This is a genomic window from Polynucleobacter sp. AP-Titi-500A-B4 (assembly GCF_018688095.1).
Taxonomy (GTDB): Bacteria; Pseudomonadota; Gammaproteobacteria; order Burkholderiales; family Burkholderiaceae; genus Polynucleobacter.
Map to the genome: position 1 here is coordinate 589075 of NZ_CP061311.1, position 13661 is coordinate 602735.

A 13661-nucleotide genomic window follows, 5' to 3' on the forward strand; every position below is an offset into this window, starting at 1 on the left:
ATCACATTAGCGGCGAGCAGGACGCCAACGTTTTAATAAGAGGGCGTTGCTGAGAACGCAAAAGCTGGATAAAGCCATAGCGCTGCCAGCAAGCATAGGCGAGAGGTAGCCTAGCGCGGCGAGCGGAATGCCGGTGGAATTAAATGCAAAAGCCCAGAATAAGTTCTGCTGAATTTTCTTCCAGGTTCTTTTGGAAATATCAATGGCATCTGCTACTAAGCCTGGATCCCCGCGCATGAGAGTGATACCAGCCGCTTGCATTGCGACATCGGTGCCGGTAGACATCGCCATGCCAACATCTGCCGTTGCTAGTGCTGGTGCATCATTAATGCCATCACCTACCATTGCAACATATTGACGACCACCATCTTTATCGGAGGCTTGAAGTGTGCGAATAATATCTGCCTTGTTGCTTGGCATGATTTGTCCAAACACCTCATCAATGCCGATCGATTGCCCGACACGATTAGCGGCGGCAGAGTTATCACCCGAGAGCATCACTGTGCGGATGTGCAATTGATGCAAAGAATAAATCGCTTCTTTTGCATTGGGTTTGAGTTCATCGCCAAATGCGATGATGGCAAGTGGTCCTGACTGGGGTGCTTGATCCATCAATACCGAAACAGTATTACCTGCATCTAACAGTGCTTGTGCGTTACTGAGTATTTCTGCCGAGTGCGCATTGCTGGTGAATGATGCAATGCTTTGTAGGGCAAGGCTTTGACCTGCCCAAGGCCCTGAGCTCGGCTTGCCAGTGATGCCAATGCCAGCCAAGGCTTGACTCTCAGATGGTGGTATTGGATTAACACCCGCATTTTTGGCGGCATCTAACAGTGCTTTTGCCAATGGATGCTCACTGCCCATTTGTAATCCTGCGGCGGTAGCAAGAAGCGCGCTTTCTGTAGATGTATTGGTGAGTGGAATAAACGCAAGTACTCTGGGTTTTCCAATAGTGAGGGTGCCAGTTTTATCAAAGGCCACAATATTAAGTCGATGGGCAAGCTCTAATACTTGGGGGTCTTTAATTAAGATACCAAAGCGTGCTGCTACCCCTGTGCCTGCCATGATTGCTGCGGGCGTTGCTAAACCTAATGCGCAGGGACAGGCAATTACTAATACAGATACCGCGCGTAAGATAGCTATCGAAGCGGAATCTAAATAAATCCAGTTCGCTACTCCGGTAAGTGCTGCAATCACGATGACACTCGGAACGAAAATCGCACTTACCCGATCTACCAATTTTTGAATCGGTGCTTTCTGGGTTTGCGCATCTTCAACTAGGGTAATGATTTGGGATAAAACGCTTTCCACCCCTACGGCTTGAGTATCAATCACTAGCGCACCTTCGCCATTCAAGGATCCCCCAATTACTTTCGCACCCAATAGTTTCTTAACAGGCTCACTCTCGCCGGTGAGTAGTGATTCATCGATGTGACTATTGCCAAAGACAATTACGCCATCTACTGGAATGCGCTCACCAGGCAAAACCAGGATCCGATCCTTGGGGAATACTTGTTCTAAGGGTAGTTCGCGAAATTGCTTGAAGAAGGCACCTTCGCCAATCACAACACTGGGATCTAAAACCTTGGCTTTTTCTGGCCAGAGTTTTTGCAAGGCGCGAATCGCTTCACTGGTCTGTTGTTTTGCTCGCGCTTCTAACCATTTACCCAGTAGTACCATGCAAATGATGACGGCAGATCCTTCGAAATATAGTTCGTGACTTGCATGCGGTGATGCCATCATTTGGTAAATACTTAAACCGTATGCAGCACTAGTGCCAAGCGCGACCAATAAATCCATATTGCCTGTGCCAGCCATTAATGATTTGAATCCAGCCTTGTAGAAACGCCACCCCAAAATGAATTGAACGGGAGTTGCAAGAATGACTTGCCACTTTGGCGACAGAGCCCAATGAATTCCAAATGGCATTAGCAACATTGGCAAGAAGAGTGGGGCAGATAGCGCAAAACTGAGTAAGACTCGACCAAGCCCATCGGATCCCCAAAAAGAGTGCGACTGATTTACTTGGGTATTTCCATGGGGGGCGCTCAGTTTTGCCTCGTAACCCGTTTTCTGGACCAGGGCGATGACACTGTCAATCGAAGTCTCAGAATTTGCTTTGAGGCGGACCTTGGCTTGCTCGGTTGCTAAATTAACGGTGGCAGCTTCTACCCCAGGTATCCGGTTAAGCGCCTTCTCAACCCTTCCCACGCAAGATGCGCAGGTCATCCCACCAATATCAAGGGTAAAAATGAATGAATTTGAGTCGTTTTGGCTACTCATATAGAAGATAATCTACTGTATACCAAGCAAATTCACTTCAAAAGGGTTGATATGTTGAGTCTCAAAGTATCCGGAATGACCTGTGGAGGCTGCATTAATGCTGTGACCCGAGCTATTCAGGGCGAAGATCCAGCGGCAAAAGTTCAGGCAGATTTGGCAACCCAGACCGTCACTCTCGAAACCACCTTATCCCAAGTCCAGGCAAGCCAGCTTATAACAGATGCTGGTTTTCCAGTTGTTCAATAGGCGTTTGTTTAGAATGTCGGCAAACCTAACAAAAACAGTATTTTGTTCCTAAAGGATCGTGATTTATGTTCTTCAGTAAGTTAATGCCTCACGATGGTAATTTCTTTGAATTGTTCAATGAGCATGCCGGACATATCGTTGCCGCTTCAGAATCTTTTTTGAAGTTCGTTGAGCACTATAGCGATGAAGCCTTGCGCGCAAAATATACGCAAGAAGTAGACAAGGCAGAGCATGCCTGTGATGACGTGGTGAAAGAAGTTCATCGCCGTCTCCATAAAACATTTATCACCCCAATCGATCGCGATCAAATTTTCTCACTCATCAATACAATGGATGACGTTGCAGATCTGTTGCAAAACGGTACTGAAGCGATGCATTTGTACGATGTAAAACAGATGACCCCTGAAATGCTGCAGATGGCAGAGTTATGCAATCAGTGCTGCATCGGTATGAGAAATGCAGTAGCAACCCTGAAAGACATCTCTGATCCAGAGGTGGCTAAGGCAGCGCTCAAGACTTGTGATGAGATTGATTATCTTGAATCTGGTGCTGACCGCCTGTTATCGACTGCGATTACTAGATTATTCCGTGAAGACATCGAAGTACGTGAACTGATTAAGTGTCAGCGTATTTATGAGTTGCTCGAGGAAGTTACCGACAAATGTGAAGACGTTGCCAATTTGGTTGAAGGCATCGTTCTTGAAAACTCTTAAGGCGAACTAAGTTGCCAGCGACAGAAGTGGCTTTTTGGGTAGTAGCGCTATTGGTTATATTAGCGCTGGGCTTCGATTTCATGAATGGATTTCATGATGCTGCGAACTCTATCGCCACGGTGGTATCAACAGGTGTTCTAAAGCCACATCAAGCAGTGGTCTTCGCCGCATTCTTTAACTTCCTAGCTATCTTCATCTTTCATCTAAGTGTTGCGGCAACGGTGGGCAAAGGTATTGTTCATCCTGCCGCAGTAGATTTACATGTGATTTTTGGCGCCTTAACTGGGGCAATCGTATGGAATGTCATTACTTGGTATTACGGTATTCCATCTAGCTCTTCACATGCTTTGATTGGCGGCCTCGTGGGGGCCGCCCTTCCTAAAGCAGGATTTGATGGCCTAGTTTGGTCCGGCATTATTAAGACGGTCTCCTTTATTTTGATTTCTCCGTTAGTTGGCTTCCTGCTTGGTTCACTCATGATGCTCTTAGTGGCCTGGGTTTGTAAGAATGCCAATCTTGCCAAAACTGATCGTTGGTTCCGTCGCTTGCAGTTGGTATCCGCTAGCGCATACAGCCTAGGTCATGGTGGTAACGATGCCCAAAAAACCATTGGCATTATTTGGTTGCTCTTGATCATTACGGGTTACGCTGAAGCTGGCGCAAAAATGCCACCAACTTGGACCATTATTAGCTGCTATATCGCCATTGCAATTGGCACGATGTTTGGTGGTTGGCGTATTGTCAAAACCATGGGACAAAAGCTCACTAAGCTTAAGCCTGTAGGTGGCTTCTGTGCAGAAACGGGCGGAGCGATTACTTTATTTGCTGCAACCGCCATCGGCATTCCGGTATCTACTACCCACACAATTACTGGGGCTATTGTTGGCGTAGGCTCTACGCAAAGAGCTAGCGCAGTACGCTGGGGTGTTGCCGGAAATATTATATGGGCATGGATTTTCACGATTCCAGCGACTGCCTTGATGTCAATGATTGTTTATTACTTAAGCCTAATGATCTTCTAATTTCGCTTTTGAAGATCAATTGATCTGATTCAAGCAATTTTTCGCTGGTACGGTTAATCTACCTGCTATTCAATAAAAAATACATTTAGCAATTCTGGAGCGTTTCTTTGAGAATTGCGCATTATAGGAGAAGGTAGTGTCAGTAACTGTAGAGGCTGTTCAAGGCGCACTAAAAAGCTTAATTGACCCTAATACGAAGGTCGATTTTGTAACAGCTAAAAACGTAAAAAATCTCAAAGTAGAAGATGGCGACATAGTATTAGATATTGTTTTGGGCTATCCCGCCAAAAGTCAATTTGACTCGATTCGTAAAGCAGTGATCAACGCTTTGCGTGAGTTACCTGGCGTTAAAAATGTCAGCGTCAATGTCAGTAGTCAAATTGTTGCCCATGCTGTTCAGCGTGGTGTCAAGTTGCTGCCTGGTGTTAAAAATATTATTGCCGTTGCTAGTGGCAAGGGCGGTGTTGGTAAATCAACTACCGCGGTGAACTTGGCATTGGCGCTTGCGGCTGAGGGTGCACAAGTTGGCATATTAGATGCAGATATTTACGGTCCAAGTCAACCGATGATGTTGGGTATTACAGGTCGACCAGACTCGATTGAAGAAAACACGATTGAACCAATGGAGGGTCACGGCCTGCAAGCGAGCTCTATTGGTTTTCTGATTGAAGAGGATGCGCCTATGGTGTGGCGTGGTCCGATGGTCACTTCTGCATTAGAGCAGTTGTTACGCCAAACCCGCTGGCGCGACTTGGATTACTTAATAGTAGATATGCCTCCAGGTACTGGAGACATTCAGTTGACCTTATCGCAAAAGGTTCCTGTCACAGGTTCTGTGATTGTGACGACCCCGCAAGATATTGCCTTGCTCGATGCTCGTAAAGGCCTCAAGATGTTTGAAAAGGTGGGCGTTCCGATCATCGGCATTATTGAAAACATGAGCACTTATGTTTGTCCAAGCTGTGGACATGAAGAGCATGTGTTTGGCTCTGGCGGTGGTGAGAAGATGTGCAAAGAGTATGGCGTCGAATTTTTGGGCGCCTTACCTTTAAATCTTTCGATTCGTGAGCAGGCTGATGCTGGCCGTCCAACAGTCGTAGCTGATCCTGATGGCGCTATTAGCGCAATCTATAAAACTATTGCTCGGCAGGTTGCAATTCGGGTAGCCACGCTTGCAAAAGATATGAGCAGTAAATTTCCGAATATTGTGATTCAGAACACTTAAGGCTCTGAGAACTTATGCGCTTTGCAGTACTCATGCGTAAACAAAATATGGATAACCCATGGGTCTCCTACCGCTGGGTTCCTCAGGAGGTGCTGCCTGATTTTGGGCAGCTCAATAACCATTCGAGTAATGCAATCTCAGGCCAGTTCTTGGGGCGCGATCCCGAGGGAGAATCTTGGTTATTTACTGGCTTTGACTTAAATCTTTTTCCTGATGAGGCGGAAGGCTATTACCTCAATGTCTCAGCAACTACACCGTGCTGGTTTGTGATGTGGCGTTTAGAAGATGATATTGATCGCTATATAGATGCGCAGTCACTTGAGATGGCTAAAGCTGAACCGAATATTGCCGTTCCCCATCGTATCTGCGTGAGTTATAACGAGGCCGCTCGTTTACTGGATGGCGGAGAGTCTGTTGATACGATTCCTATGAGCGAGGAACATGCCTCTTGGTTGCAAGAATATGTCAATGAAAACTATCGGCCCGAGCCAAAGAAGCGTCATAAGCCAGCATCCTTTAAAGGCGCTGAGCGTTCTGCGGAGGAATGATGGCAGATGGATTTTTAAGTCGTTGGTCTCGCCGTAAGGCTGGCAAACAAGATGAGACAGAAGAGCAGTTAAAAGAAGTTGCTCAGCCACCAGCTCAGACTAATAGCGAAATCAAAGCACCCGATACTGAGGCACCACCGCCAGCGACATTAGAGGATGTGGAAAAGATTGATCGCTTTGCCCCGGATTTTTCTGCGTTCATGAAGCCTGACGTGGATCCTACAGTTCAGCAGGCCGCGCTCAAGAAAATGTTTACCGACCCGCACTTTAATGTGATGGATGGTCTTGATATTTATATTGACGACTATTCCAAGCCAGACCCATTGCCGCCTGGCATGCTGGAAAGAATGGTGCAGAGTGATATGTTGGGTCTTTTCAAAAAGACTGGCGAGGAGGTCGACAAGGCGAAAGAGCAAACCACAAGCTCTGCAGTTATTCCCGAGCCGGATACACAGGCTTTAGAGGCTCCAACGCAAAGTGATTTAACATCCACTCAATCCCAAGCCCAGCAAAAGTTGGCCAACTTGGATGAAATGCCGATAGAGTCCGAAAAGAAAAAAACCTAAGAAGGTTGTGAATGAGTCAAAAATTAGTCTGTAACTGTAATGGCACGATGCCTTTGGATTCAAAGGCATTGGGTGTTCCAGTTCACCATTCCTTATGCCGTCAAGAAGTTGGAACTTTTCTAAAAGCGTTAGATAGCTCTGACTCGCTCGTGATTGCTTGCACGCAAGAGGGCGCTCTATTTTCTGAATTGGCCGAACAATCTGAAAAGCCGCTTGTAGCGCCACTGCGCTTTGTCAATATTCGTGAAGTAGCGGGTTGGACGCAAGAAGCAAAACTATCAGGACCAAAGATTGCAGCGTTGTTGGCGTTGGCAGATATGCCTGAAGCTGAGCCTGTTCCAGTTGTTAATTACGAAAGTCAGGGGCGAGCATTAATAGTGGGCCCTGGATCACAAGCAATACCTTGGGCGGAAAAGATTTCTAGCTCATTGGATGTTTCGGTTCTCTGTACTGAGCCTAGCGCATTACCATTAACTCGGAATTACCCAATTTATAGTGGTTCAGTAACAAAGCTCGATGGTTATTTGGGCAACTTCTCGGTAGATTGGGATTTGCAAAATCCGATTGATCCCGAGATGTGTACCCGCTGCGGCGCTTGCGTAGAAGTTTGTCCTGAAAATGCGATTGATCTCTCATTTCAAATTGATTTAGATAAGTGCAAATCCCACCGTGCTTGTGTGACGGCCTGTGCGAGTATCGGCGCCATTGCTTTTGAGCGAACAGAGCGTAAGCGCAATGCTGAATTTGATTTAGTTTTAGATTTACGCGTTGAACCAAAAATGCGGATGAGCCAAACACCACAAGGTTACTTTGCGCCAGGCAAAGATCCTCTGGAGCAGGCCTTAGTAGTAAATCAGTTGCTGGAGATGGTGGGTGAGTTTGAGAAGCCCAAGTATTTTGTCTATAACGAAAAAGTTTGCGCGCATGGTCGCAACGGCAAAGTAGGTTGTAGCGCTTGCATTGATGTCTGCTCAACGGGTGCAATTGGTTCTCTGTTTAAGAATGGACAGGGTACAGTTGAGGTTAATCCCAACCTTTGTATGGGTTGCGGTGCTTGTTCCACCGTTTGCCCATCTGGAGCGATGCGCTATAACTATCCCAGCATACCTCATCAAGGCAAGGAATTAAAAACCCTAGCTACCGTGTTCAATGCGGAAGCGAAGAAGCTTAATCAGTCCCTAGCCCCAAGTTTGCTTCTGCACACCTTGAAGGCGGGTACACACATGATTGATGGCCTTGGCCGCTCTGCGCATGTGATGCCAAAGCAATATGAAGGCTTGCCATCTTTTGTAGTTCCTTACGGCATAGAACATATTGCCTCCACTGGCTTAGAGCTTTGGCTCGGAGCCTTGACATATGGTTTTGCCGAAGTGATCCTGTTATTGAGTGGCGATGAAGATCCTGCTTATCGTGCTGCTCTTGAAGAGCAGGCGCAGTTGGCCAATGCCATTCTGAAAGCATTTGGTTTTGATGATCGTATTCAATTGGTCATGGCAAATTCTGCAGATGAATTGCAAGTGGTATCTCAGGCAATGGGTGCTCTGCGTCAACGTGGCGCCTTAAATGCCATTTGTACTCCTGCTAGTTATGGCTTGTCTAATCAAAAACGAGAAACTTTAGAAGCGGCTTTAGAGCACCTACAAAAACAAGCAAAGACACCATTGCCTGAAGTGGGTGTGGCTCTTCCAAAGAATTCTTTATTAGGTGGCTTGGCAATTAATAAAGATGCCTGCACTTTATGCATGTCTTGTGTCGGCAGCTGCCCAGAGGGCGCCTTACTCGATAATCCTGATGAGCCCATACTGTCCTTCATTGAGAAGCAGTGCGTGCAATGCGGTATCTGCGCACAAACTTGCCCAGAGCATGCCCTGACCCTAGAGCCCCGTTTACTAACCGTTGAGCAGCGCAAGCAAAAGGTTGCACTCAATCAAACCCAGGCATTTCATTGCATTAGTTGCGGCAAACCCTTTGGTACAGCAAAGATGGTAGATCTGATGCTCACTAAGCTTGGTGCCCATGGTGCTTTTGCTGGGGCAGCGATGGATAGATTAAAGATGTGTGGCGATTGTCGAGTGGTAGATATGGTGAAGAAAGAAACATGAGCGAAAAAGAGAATGCTTCAACCGAGGTGGGTGATATCGGTTTGCCAGAGGATTTAGCAAGAGCAGACCTTTATGGTTTGATCGCCAGATTTTTTCATATGCCACCAGATCAAGAGTTGCTCAATCAAATTGCCGCAACTGCAGATCAGCAAGACGCCAGTGATGAAGCTCCTCTGGCTAAAGCTTGGATGAATGTAGTTGAGGTAGCCAAGAACAACCCTGCTAAGGCTTGGCATGATGAGTTTGATCTCAACTTCATTAGTGTGGGTAAGCCTAATGTAGTTCTCAATGGTTCCTTTTATATGGCAGGCCACTTAAATGAGAGACCTTTGGTCAATATCCGCAGGGCTTTGGCAGAATTTGGGCTGGAGTCTGCTGAGGAGGTCACTGAAACCGAAGACCATATTTCTGCCCTTTGTGAGGTGATGCGCTACCTAATTGCTGGGGATGATGTTGAGATATCAAACCTTACAAATCAAAGGGTTTTTTTCAATGAGCATATTCGCCCTTGGTATGACGAGTTGTGCGATGCCATCGAGGGTATTCCAGAGATGCATCTCTATCACCCAATCGCAGGGCTGACCCGAGAATTCCTAGCTATTGAGGGTCAAGGCTTTGACATGATCTGATTTTTGATGCGTATTAGGGAATGTACTAACTGACCTTTATGACGAGAATATGTCAAAAATGCAAATACGAACTACACTTGACCCATATCAAGAATAACTAAATAGGAGCATGCCATGAGCACTAAATCCAAAGTTGCTTTAAGCGAAGAAAACAAGCCATCGCGCCGTAAGTTTTTTATTGGTGCAAGCGCTGCAGTTGGCGCTGTTGCCGTAGCTTCACAAACTTCTGTCGGCAAAGCGGTTATTCAAGAAATTGGTAGCACTGTAAAAGACAAGAATGACGGGCATACGATTACTGCGCACATGCGTAAGTATTACGAAAGCACCATGATTTAAGAAGTGCATTGCAGTTAGATATCGATTCAATCGTTAATAAAAAAAACTTTATCAGGGACAACATATGAGTCTGACTCGTAAATCCAATACCCCACAAAGCAGTCGTGCTTCATCGCGTCTTATCGGCAGCTTATCGCGCGGCTTAAAAGCAGCGGTGCCTACGATGGATCGCCGAACATTCTTGAAGCGTTCAGGAGTTGGCGTAGGTGCTGGTATCGCTGCTAGTCAATTGAGCTTAGTTCAAAAAGCGGTTGCTGAGCCTAGCAAAGCAATGCTGGATGGCAAGGGCAAGATTGAGGTCAAGAGATCGATTTGTACACACTGCTCAGTAGGCTGTGCAGTTGATGCTACGGTTGAGAACGGTGTATGGGTTCGTCAAGACCCAGTATTTGATTCCCCAATTAATATGGGTGCCCACTGTGCTAAAGGCGCTGCATTGCGTGAGCATGGTCACGGCGACTACCGTTTGCGTTATCCAATGAAATTGGTTGATGGCAAGTATCAACGCATTTCTTGGGATCAAGCGCTTACAGAAATTACTGCGCAGATGAAGAGCATTCGTGAGAAATATTCTCCGGATGCGATGTTCTTTATTGGATCATCAAAGCACAACAACGAACAGGCCTACTTACTCCGTAAGTGGGTCTCTTTCTTTGGAACAAACAATACAGACCATCAGGCTCGTATTTGTCACTCAACCACTGTTGCAGGTGTAGCTAACACTTGGGGCTATGGCGCGATGACCAATAGCTATAACGACATGATGAATGCCAAGGCGGCTTTGTACATTGGTTCAAATGCTGCTGAAGCTCATCCAGTTTCTATGTTGAGCCTTTTGCATGCCAAAGAAAATGGTTGCAAAGTGATTGTGGTTGATCCACGTTATACCCGTACAGCTGCCAAGTCAGATCAGTACGTCCGTATTCGTTCAGGCACTGACATTCCTTTCTTGTTCGGTGTTCTTTATCACATCTTCAAAAACGGCTGGGAAGATAAGAAGTACATCAATGACCGTGTCTATGGCATGGATGAGATCCGCAAAGAAGTGATGGAAAAGTGGAACCCAGCTGCAGTAGAAGAGGCTTGCGGTGTTCCAGAGGCGCAAATGTATAAGGTTGCCGAAACCATGGCTAAGAATCGTCCGAGTACGGTTGTTTGGTGTATGGGGCAAACTCAGCACACTATCGGCAACTCCATGGTGCGTGCATCGTGCATCTTGCAGTTGGCTTTAGGTAACGTTGGTAAGTCTGGCGGCGGTACTAATATTTTCCGCGGCCACGATAACGTTCAAGGTGCAACTGACGTTGGCCCTAACCCAGACTCATTGCCTGGCTACTACGGTTTAGCAGCGGGTTCATGGAAACACTTCGCTACGGTTTGGGGTGTTGACTACGAATGGATTAAAGGTCGCTATGCACCAGACATGATGGAGAAGTCTGGTACCACTGTATCTCGTTGGGTTGATGCTGTGCTGGAAAAGAATGACATGATCGACCAGCAGACCAACGTAAAAGGTTTGTTCTTCTGGGGTCATGCGCCTAACTCACAAACTCGCGGCCTCGACATGAAGCGTGCGATGGATAAGTTGGATCTCTTGGTTGTTGTGGATCCATATCCAAGTGCTACCGCTGCAATGGCTGCAATGCCGCCAGCAGAAGGTGATTCGATTAACAAGAATCGCAATGTTTATTTATTGCCAGCCGCAACGCAGTTTGAAACTTGTGGAACAGCCACGGCCTCTAACCGCTCATTGCAGTGGCGTGAGAAGGTGATTGACCCATTATTTGAGTCAGTCCCTGATCACGTAATCATGCAAGCATTTGCTGACCGCCTTGGCTTCGGTGAAGAGTTGTCTAAGAACTACAAGATGCTCAATTCTAAATTTGCTGGAAAACAGTGGAAAGAGCCTCAGATCGAAGATATCCTGCGTGAAATTAACCGTTCCGTTTGGACTATTGGTTACACCGGTCAAACACCAGAGCGCCTCAAAGCGCACATGAGAATGGTTGCGACATTCGATCCGAAGACTTTGAAGTCTCGTGGCGGTGTTGATCCAGTCACTGGCTATGACACCACTGGCGACTACTATGGTTTGCCTTGGCCTTGTTATGGAACAGCAGCAATTAAGCATCCAGGTTCACCAAACCTCTATGACACTAGTAAGAGTGTGATGGAGGGTGGCGGTAACTTCCGTGCAAACTTCGGTGTTGAACGTGAAGGCAAGAGCTTGTTGGCTGAAGATGGTTCTTGTTCCAAAGGTTCTGCGATTACTACCGGTTACCCAGAGTTTGACCACGTATTTGTGAAGAAACTCGGTTGGTGGGATCAGTTGACTGAAGATGAGAAAAAGCTCGCTGAAGGTAAAAACTGGAAGACCGACTTGTCTGGTGGTATCCAGCGCGTGGTGATGAAGAACGGTTGCCATCCATTTGGTAATGCAAAAGCGCGTGCGGTTGTCTGGAACTTCCCGGATCCAGTTCCAATTCACCGTGAAGCGCTTTACAGTACTAACGCTCCAATGATGCGCAAGTACCCAACTTCCGCGGACAAGAAGAATTTCTGGCGCTTGCCAACTCTCTATAAGACTGTTCAAGATCAAAACTTGAATCAGAAGCTATATGAGAAGTTCCCAATCATTCTGACTTCAGGTCGTTTGGTGGAGTACGAGGGTGGCGGTGATGAGACTCGTTCTAACCCATGGTTGGCTGAGCTCCAGCAAGAAAACTTTGTGGAGATCAATCCTAAGGCTGCAGCAGATCGCGGCATTAAGAACTGGGACTACGTATGGGTTAAGTCACCAACAGGTGCCAAGATCAAGGTGCGTGCACTAGTTACAGAGCGTGTTGACCAAGGAACTGCATTCGTACCTTTCCACTTCGCTGGTTGGTGGCAGGGTAATGACTTGCGTAAGTTCTATCCAGAAGGTGCGGCTCCAGTGGTTTTAGGTGAAGCGGTTAACACTGCAACTACTTATGGTTACGATCAAGTAACGATGATGCAGGAGACTAAAACCACTATGTGTCAAATCGAGAAATTTGCCTAAGTCAAAAAATAAAGTCAGGAGAACACAATGGCAAGAATGAAATTTATCTGCGACACAGAGCGATGCATCGAATGCAACGGCTGTGTGACTGCTTGTAAGAACGATAACGAGGTACCTTGGGGTGTGAATCGTCGCCGTGTTGTTACGGTAAACGACGGCATCATTGGACAAGAGAAATCAATCTCAGTGGCATGTATGCACTGTACTGATGCGCCTTGCATGGCAGTTTGTCCAGTAGATTGCTTCTACCGTACTGATGAAGGTGTTGTTCTTCACGACAAAGATATCTGTATTGGCTGTGGATACTGCTCATTTGCCTGCCCATTTGGCGCACCTCAGTTCTTGAGCAAAGGCGCCTTTGGTTCACGCAGCAAAATGGATAAGTGCACATTCTGTAGCGGTGGCCCAGAAGAGAACGGTAGCGTTGCCGAGTTTGAGAAATACGGTCGCAACCGTTTGGCAGAAGGTAAGTTGCCACTTTGCGCAGAAATGTGCTCAACAAAAGCATTGATCGGTGGCGATAGCGACATTATTTCTGGCATCTTTAATCAACGTGTGAGCTTGCGTGAGAAGAATGGCAAGTACACCGGTTCTAAAGCCTTCGGTTGGACAACGGCTTATGGTGGTCCAGATACACCAGCACCAACACCAACGCCTGCTGCAAAAATTCCAGGAGCTAAATAATGAAAGTTAATTTCAAAACTCTCGGTTTGTGTATTGCAGCAGGAGCTTTGTTAGCTGCATGCTCTGAGCCACCAGAAATTGCGGCCAAAGCTGCGAAGAGACCTGATGTTGCACCTTATATGGGGGCTAATAACGGCTTCATGACCAAAAACTGGACGCCAGGTAATCAGGCTAGTTGGACTGAGTCGGTTGACAAGCGGACCCAAGGTCAAAACGAATACAGTCGCGTTAAGTGATCATCTAAATAACAATAAATAAAACGAA

At 46.7% G+C, this 13661-nt stretch carries 13 protein-coding genes; 12 read left to right on the forward strand and 1 reads right to left on the reverse strand.

The annotated features are described in order from the left end of the window. Positions 1-6 precede the first annotated feature (6 nt). Entirely contained in the window at positions 7-2283 is a 2277-nt protein-coding gene (locus tag FD968_RS03095) for a cation-translocating P-type ATPase (RefSeq protein ID WP_215367321.1), read from the reverse strand. 51 nt (positions 2284-2334) lie between these two features. On the opposite strand from FD968_RS03095, the gene FD968_RS03100 reads away from it, so the two are divergent. The 12 genes from FD968_RS03100 to FD968_RS03155 all read left to right on the forward strand — a co-directional run bounded on the left by FD968_RS03100 (position 2335) and on the right by FD968_RS03155 (position 13633). After that, positions 2335-2529, forward strand: coding sequence for a heavy-metal-associated domain-containing protein (locus tag FD968_RS03100; RefSeq protein ID WP_215367322.1), 195 nt, complete (start codon positions 2335-2337; stop codon positions 2527-2529). A 65-nt stretch (positions 2530-2594) separates the two neighbouring features. Continuing rightward, positions 2595-3242 carry a DUF47 domain-containing protein gene (locus FD968_RS03105; protein WP_215367323.1) on the forward strand — a complete coding sequence of 216 codons (648 nt, stop codon included), beginning with the start codon at positions 2595-2597 and terminating at the stop codon, positions 3240-3242. 80 nt (positions 3243-3322) lie between these two features. Then, a complete protein-coding gene (locus FD968_RS03110; RefSeq protein WP_371817754.1) occupies positions 3323-4264 on the forward strand; it encodes an anion permease in 942 nt (313 codons plus the stop codon). A 136-nt stretch (positions 4265-4400) separates the two neighbouring features. Then, positions 4401-5489, forward strand: coding sequence for an iron-sulfur cluster carrier protein ApbC (apbC, locus tag FD968_RS03115; protein WP_215367325.1), 1089 nt, complete (start codon positions 4401-4403; stop codon positions 5487-5489). 32 nt (positions 5490-5521) lie between these two features. After that, a complete protein-coding gene (locus FD968_RS03120; RefSeq protein ID WP_251367619.1) occupies positions 5522-6037 on the forward strand; it encodes a DUF3305 domain-containing protein in 516 nt (171 codons plus the stop codon). Further along, the gene (locus tag FD968_RS03125; protein WP_215367327.1) at positions 6034-6603 is read left to right on the forward strand and encodes a DUF3306 domain-containing protein; all 570 of its coding nucleotides are present in this window, start codon (positions 6034-6036) and stop codon (positions 6601-6603) included. The genes FD968_RS03120 and FD968_RS03125 overlap by 4 nt, the downstream gene beginning before the upstream one ends. Positions 6604-6614: 11 nt before the next feature. Beyond that, complete coding sequence (locus tag FD968_RS03130) at positions 6615-8705, forward strand: 4Fe-4S binding protein (RefSeq protein ID WP_215367328.1); 2091 nt, start codon at positions 6615-6617, stop codon at positions 8703-8705. After that, positions 8702-9334 carry a molecular chaperone gene (locus FD968_RS03135; RefSeq protein ID WP_215367329.1) on the forward strand — a complete coding sequence of 211 codons (633 nt, stop codon included), beginning with the start codon at positions 8702-8704 and terminating at the stop codon, positions 9332-9334. Before FD968_RS03130 ends, FD968_RS03135 begins: the two co-directional genes overlap by 4 nt. Positions 9335-9448: 114 nt before the next feature. Next, entirely contained in the window at positions 9449-9670 is a 222-nt protein-coding gene (locus tag FD968_RS03140) for a hypothetical protein (RefSeq protein ID WP_215367330.1), read from the forward strand. A 64-nt stretch (positions 9671-9734) separates the two neighbouring features. After that, entirely contained in the window at positions 9735-12713 is a 2979-nt protein-coding gene (locus tag FD968_RS03145; RefSeq protein ID WP_215367331.1) for a formate dehydrogenase subunit alpha, read from the forward strand. A gap of 27 nt (positions 12714-12740) precedes the next feature. After that, on the forward strand, positions 12741-13397 hold the full coding sequence (gene fdh3B, locus FD968_RS03150) for a formate dehydrogenase FDH3 subunit beta (RefSeq protein WP_215367332.1): 657 nt from the start codon (positions 12741-12743) through the stop codon (positions 13395-13397). Continuing rightward, entirely contained in the window at positions 13397-13633 is a 237-nt protein-coding gene (locus FD968_RS03155) for a hypothetical protein (protein ID WP_215367333.1), read from the forward strand. Before fdh3B ends, FD968_RS03155 begins: the two co-directional genes overlap by 1 nt. The last annotated feature ends 28 nt before the right edge of the window (positions 13634-13661 follow it).

Bases quoted from the DNA above. Each gene is read 5' to 3' on its own strand.
- FD968_RS03095 (WP_215367321.1), bottom strand. From the start codon at position 2,283: ATGAGTAGCCAAAACGACTCAAATTCATTCATTTTTACCCTTGATATT.
- FD968_RS03100 (WP_215367322.1), top strand. From the start codon at position 2,335: ATGTTGAGTCTCAAAGTATCCGGAATGACCTGTGGAGGCTGCATTAAT.
- FD968_RS03105 (WP_215367323.1), top strand. From the start codon at position 2,595: ATGTTCTTCAGTAAGTTAATGCCTCACGATGGTAATTTCTTTGAATTG.
- FD968_RS03110 (WP_371817754.1), top strand. From the start codon at position 3,323: ATGAATGGATTTCATGATGCTGCGAACTCTATCGCCACGGTGGTATCA.
- FD968_RS03120 (WP_251367619.1), top strand. From the start codon at position 5,522: ATGCGTAAACAAAATATGGATAACCCATGGGTCTCCTACCGCTGGGTT.
- FD968_RS03125 (WP_215367327.1), top strand. From the start codon at position 6,034: ATGATGGCAGATGGATTTTTAAGTCGTTGGTCTCGCCGTAAGGCTGGC.
- FD968_RS03130 (WP_215367328.1), top strand. From the start codon at position 6,615: ATGAGTCAAAAATTAGTCTGTAACTGTAATGGCACGATGCCTTTGGAT.
- FD968_RS03135 (WP_215367329.1), top strand. From the start codon at position 8,702: ATGAGCGAAAAAGAGAATGCTTCAACCGAGGTGGGTGATATCGGTTTG.
- FD968_RS03140 (WP_215367330.1), top strand. From the start codon at position 9,449: ATGAGCACTAAATCCAAAGTTGCTTTAAGCGAAGAAAACAAGCCATCG.
- FD968_RS03145 (WP_215367331.1), top strand. From the start codon at position 9,735: ATGAGTCTGACTCGTAAATCCAATACCCCACAAAGCAGTCGTGCTTCA.
- fdh3B (WP_215367332.1), top strand. From the start codon at position 12,741: ATGGCAAGAATGAAATTTATCTGCGACACAGAGCGATGCATCGAATGC.
- FD968_RS03155 (WP_215367333.1), top strand. From the start codon at position 13,397: ATGAAAGTTAATTTCAAAACTCTCGGTTTGTGTATTGCAGCAGGAGCT.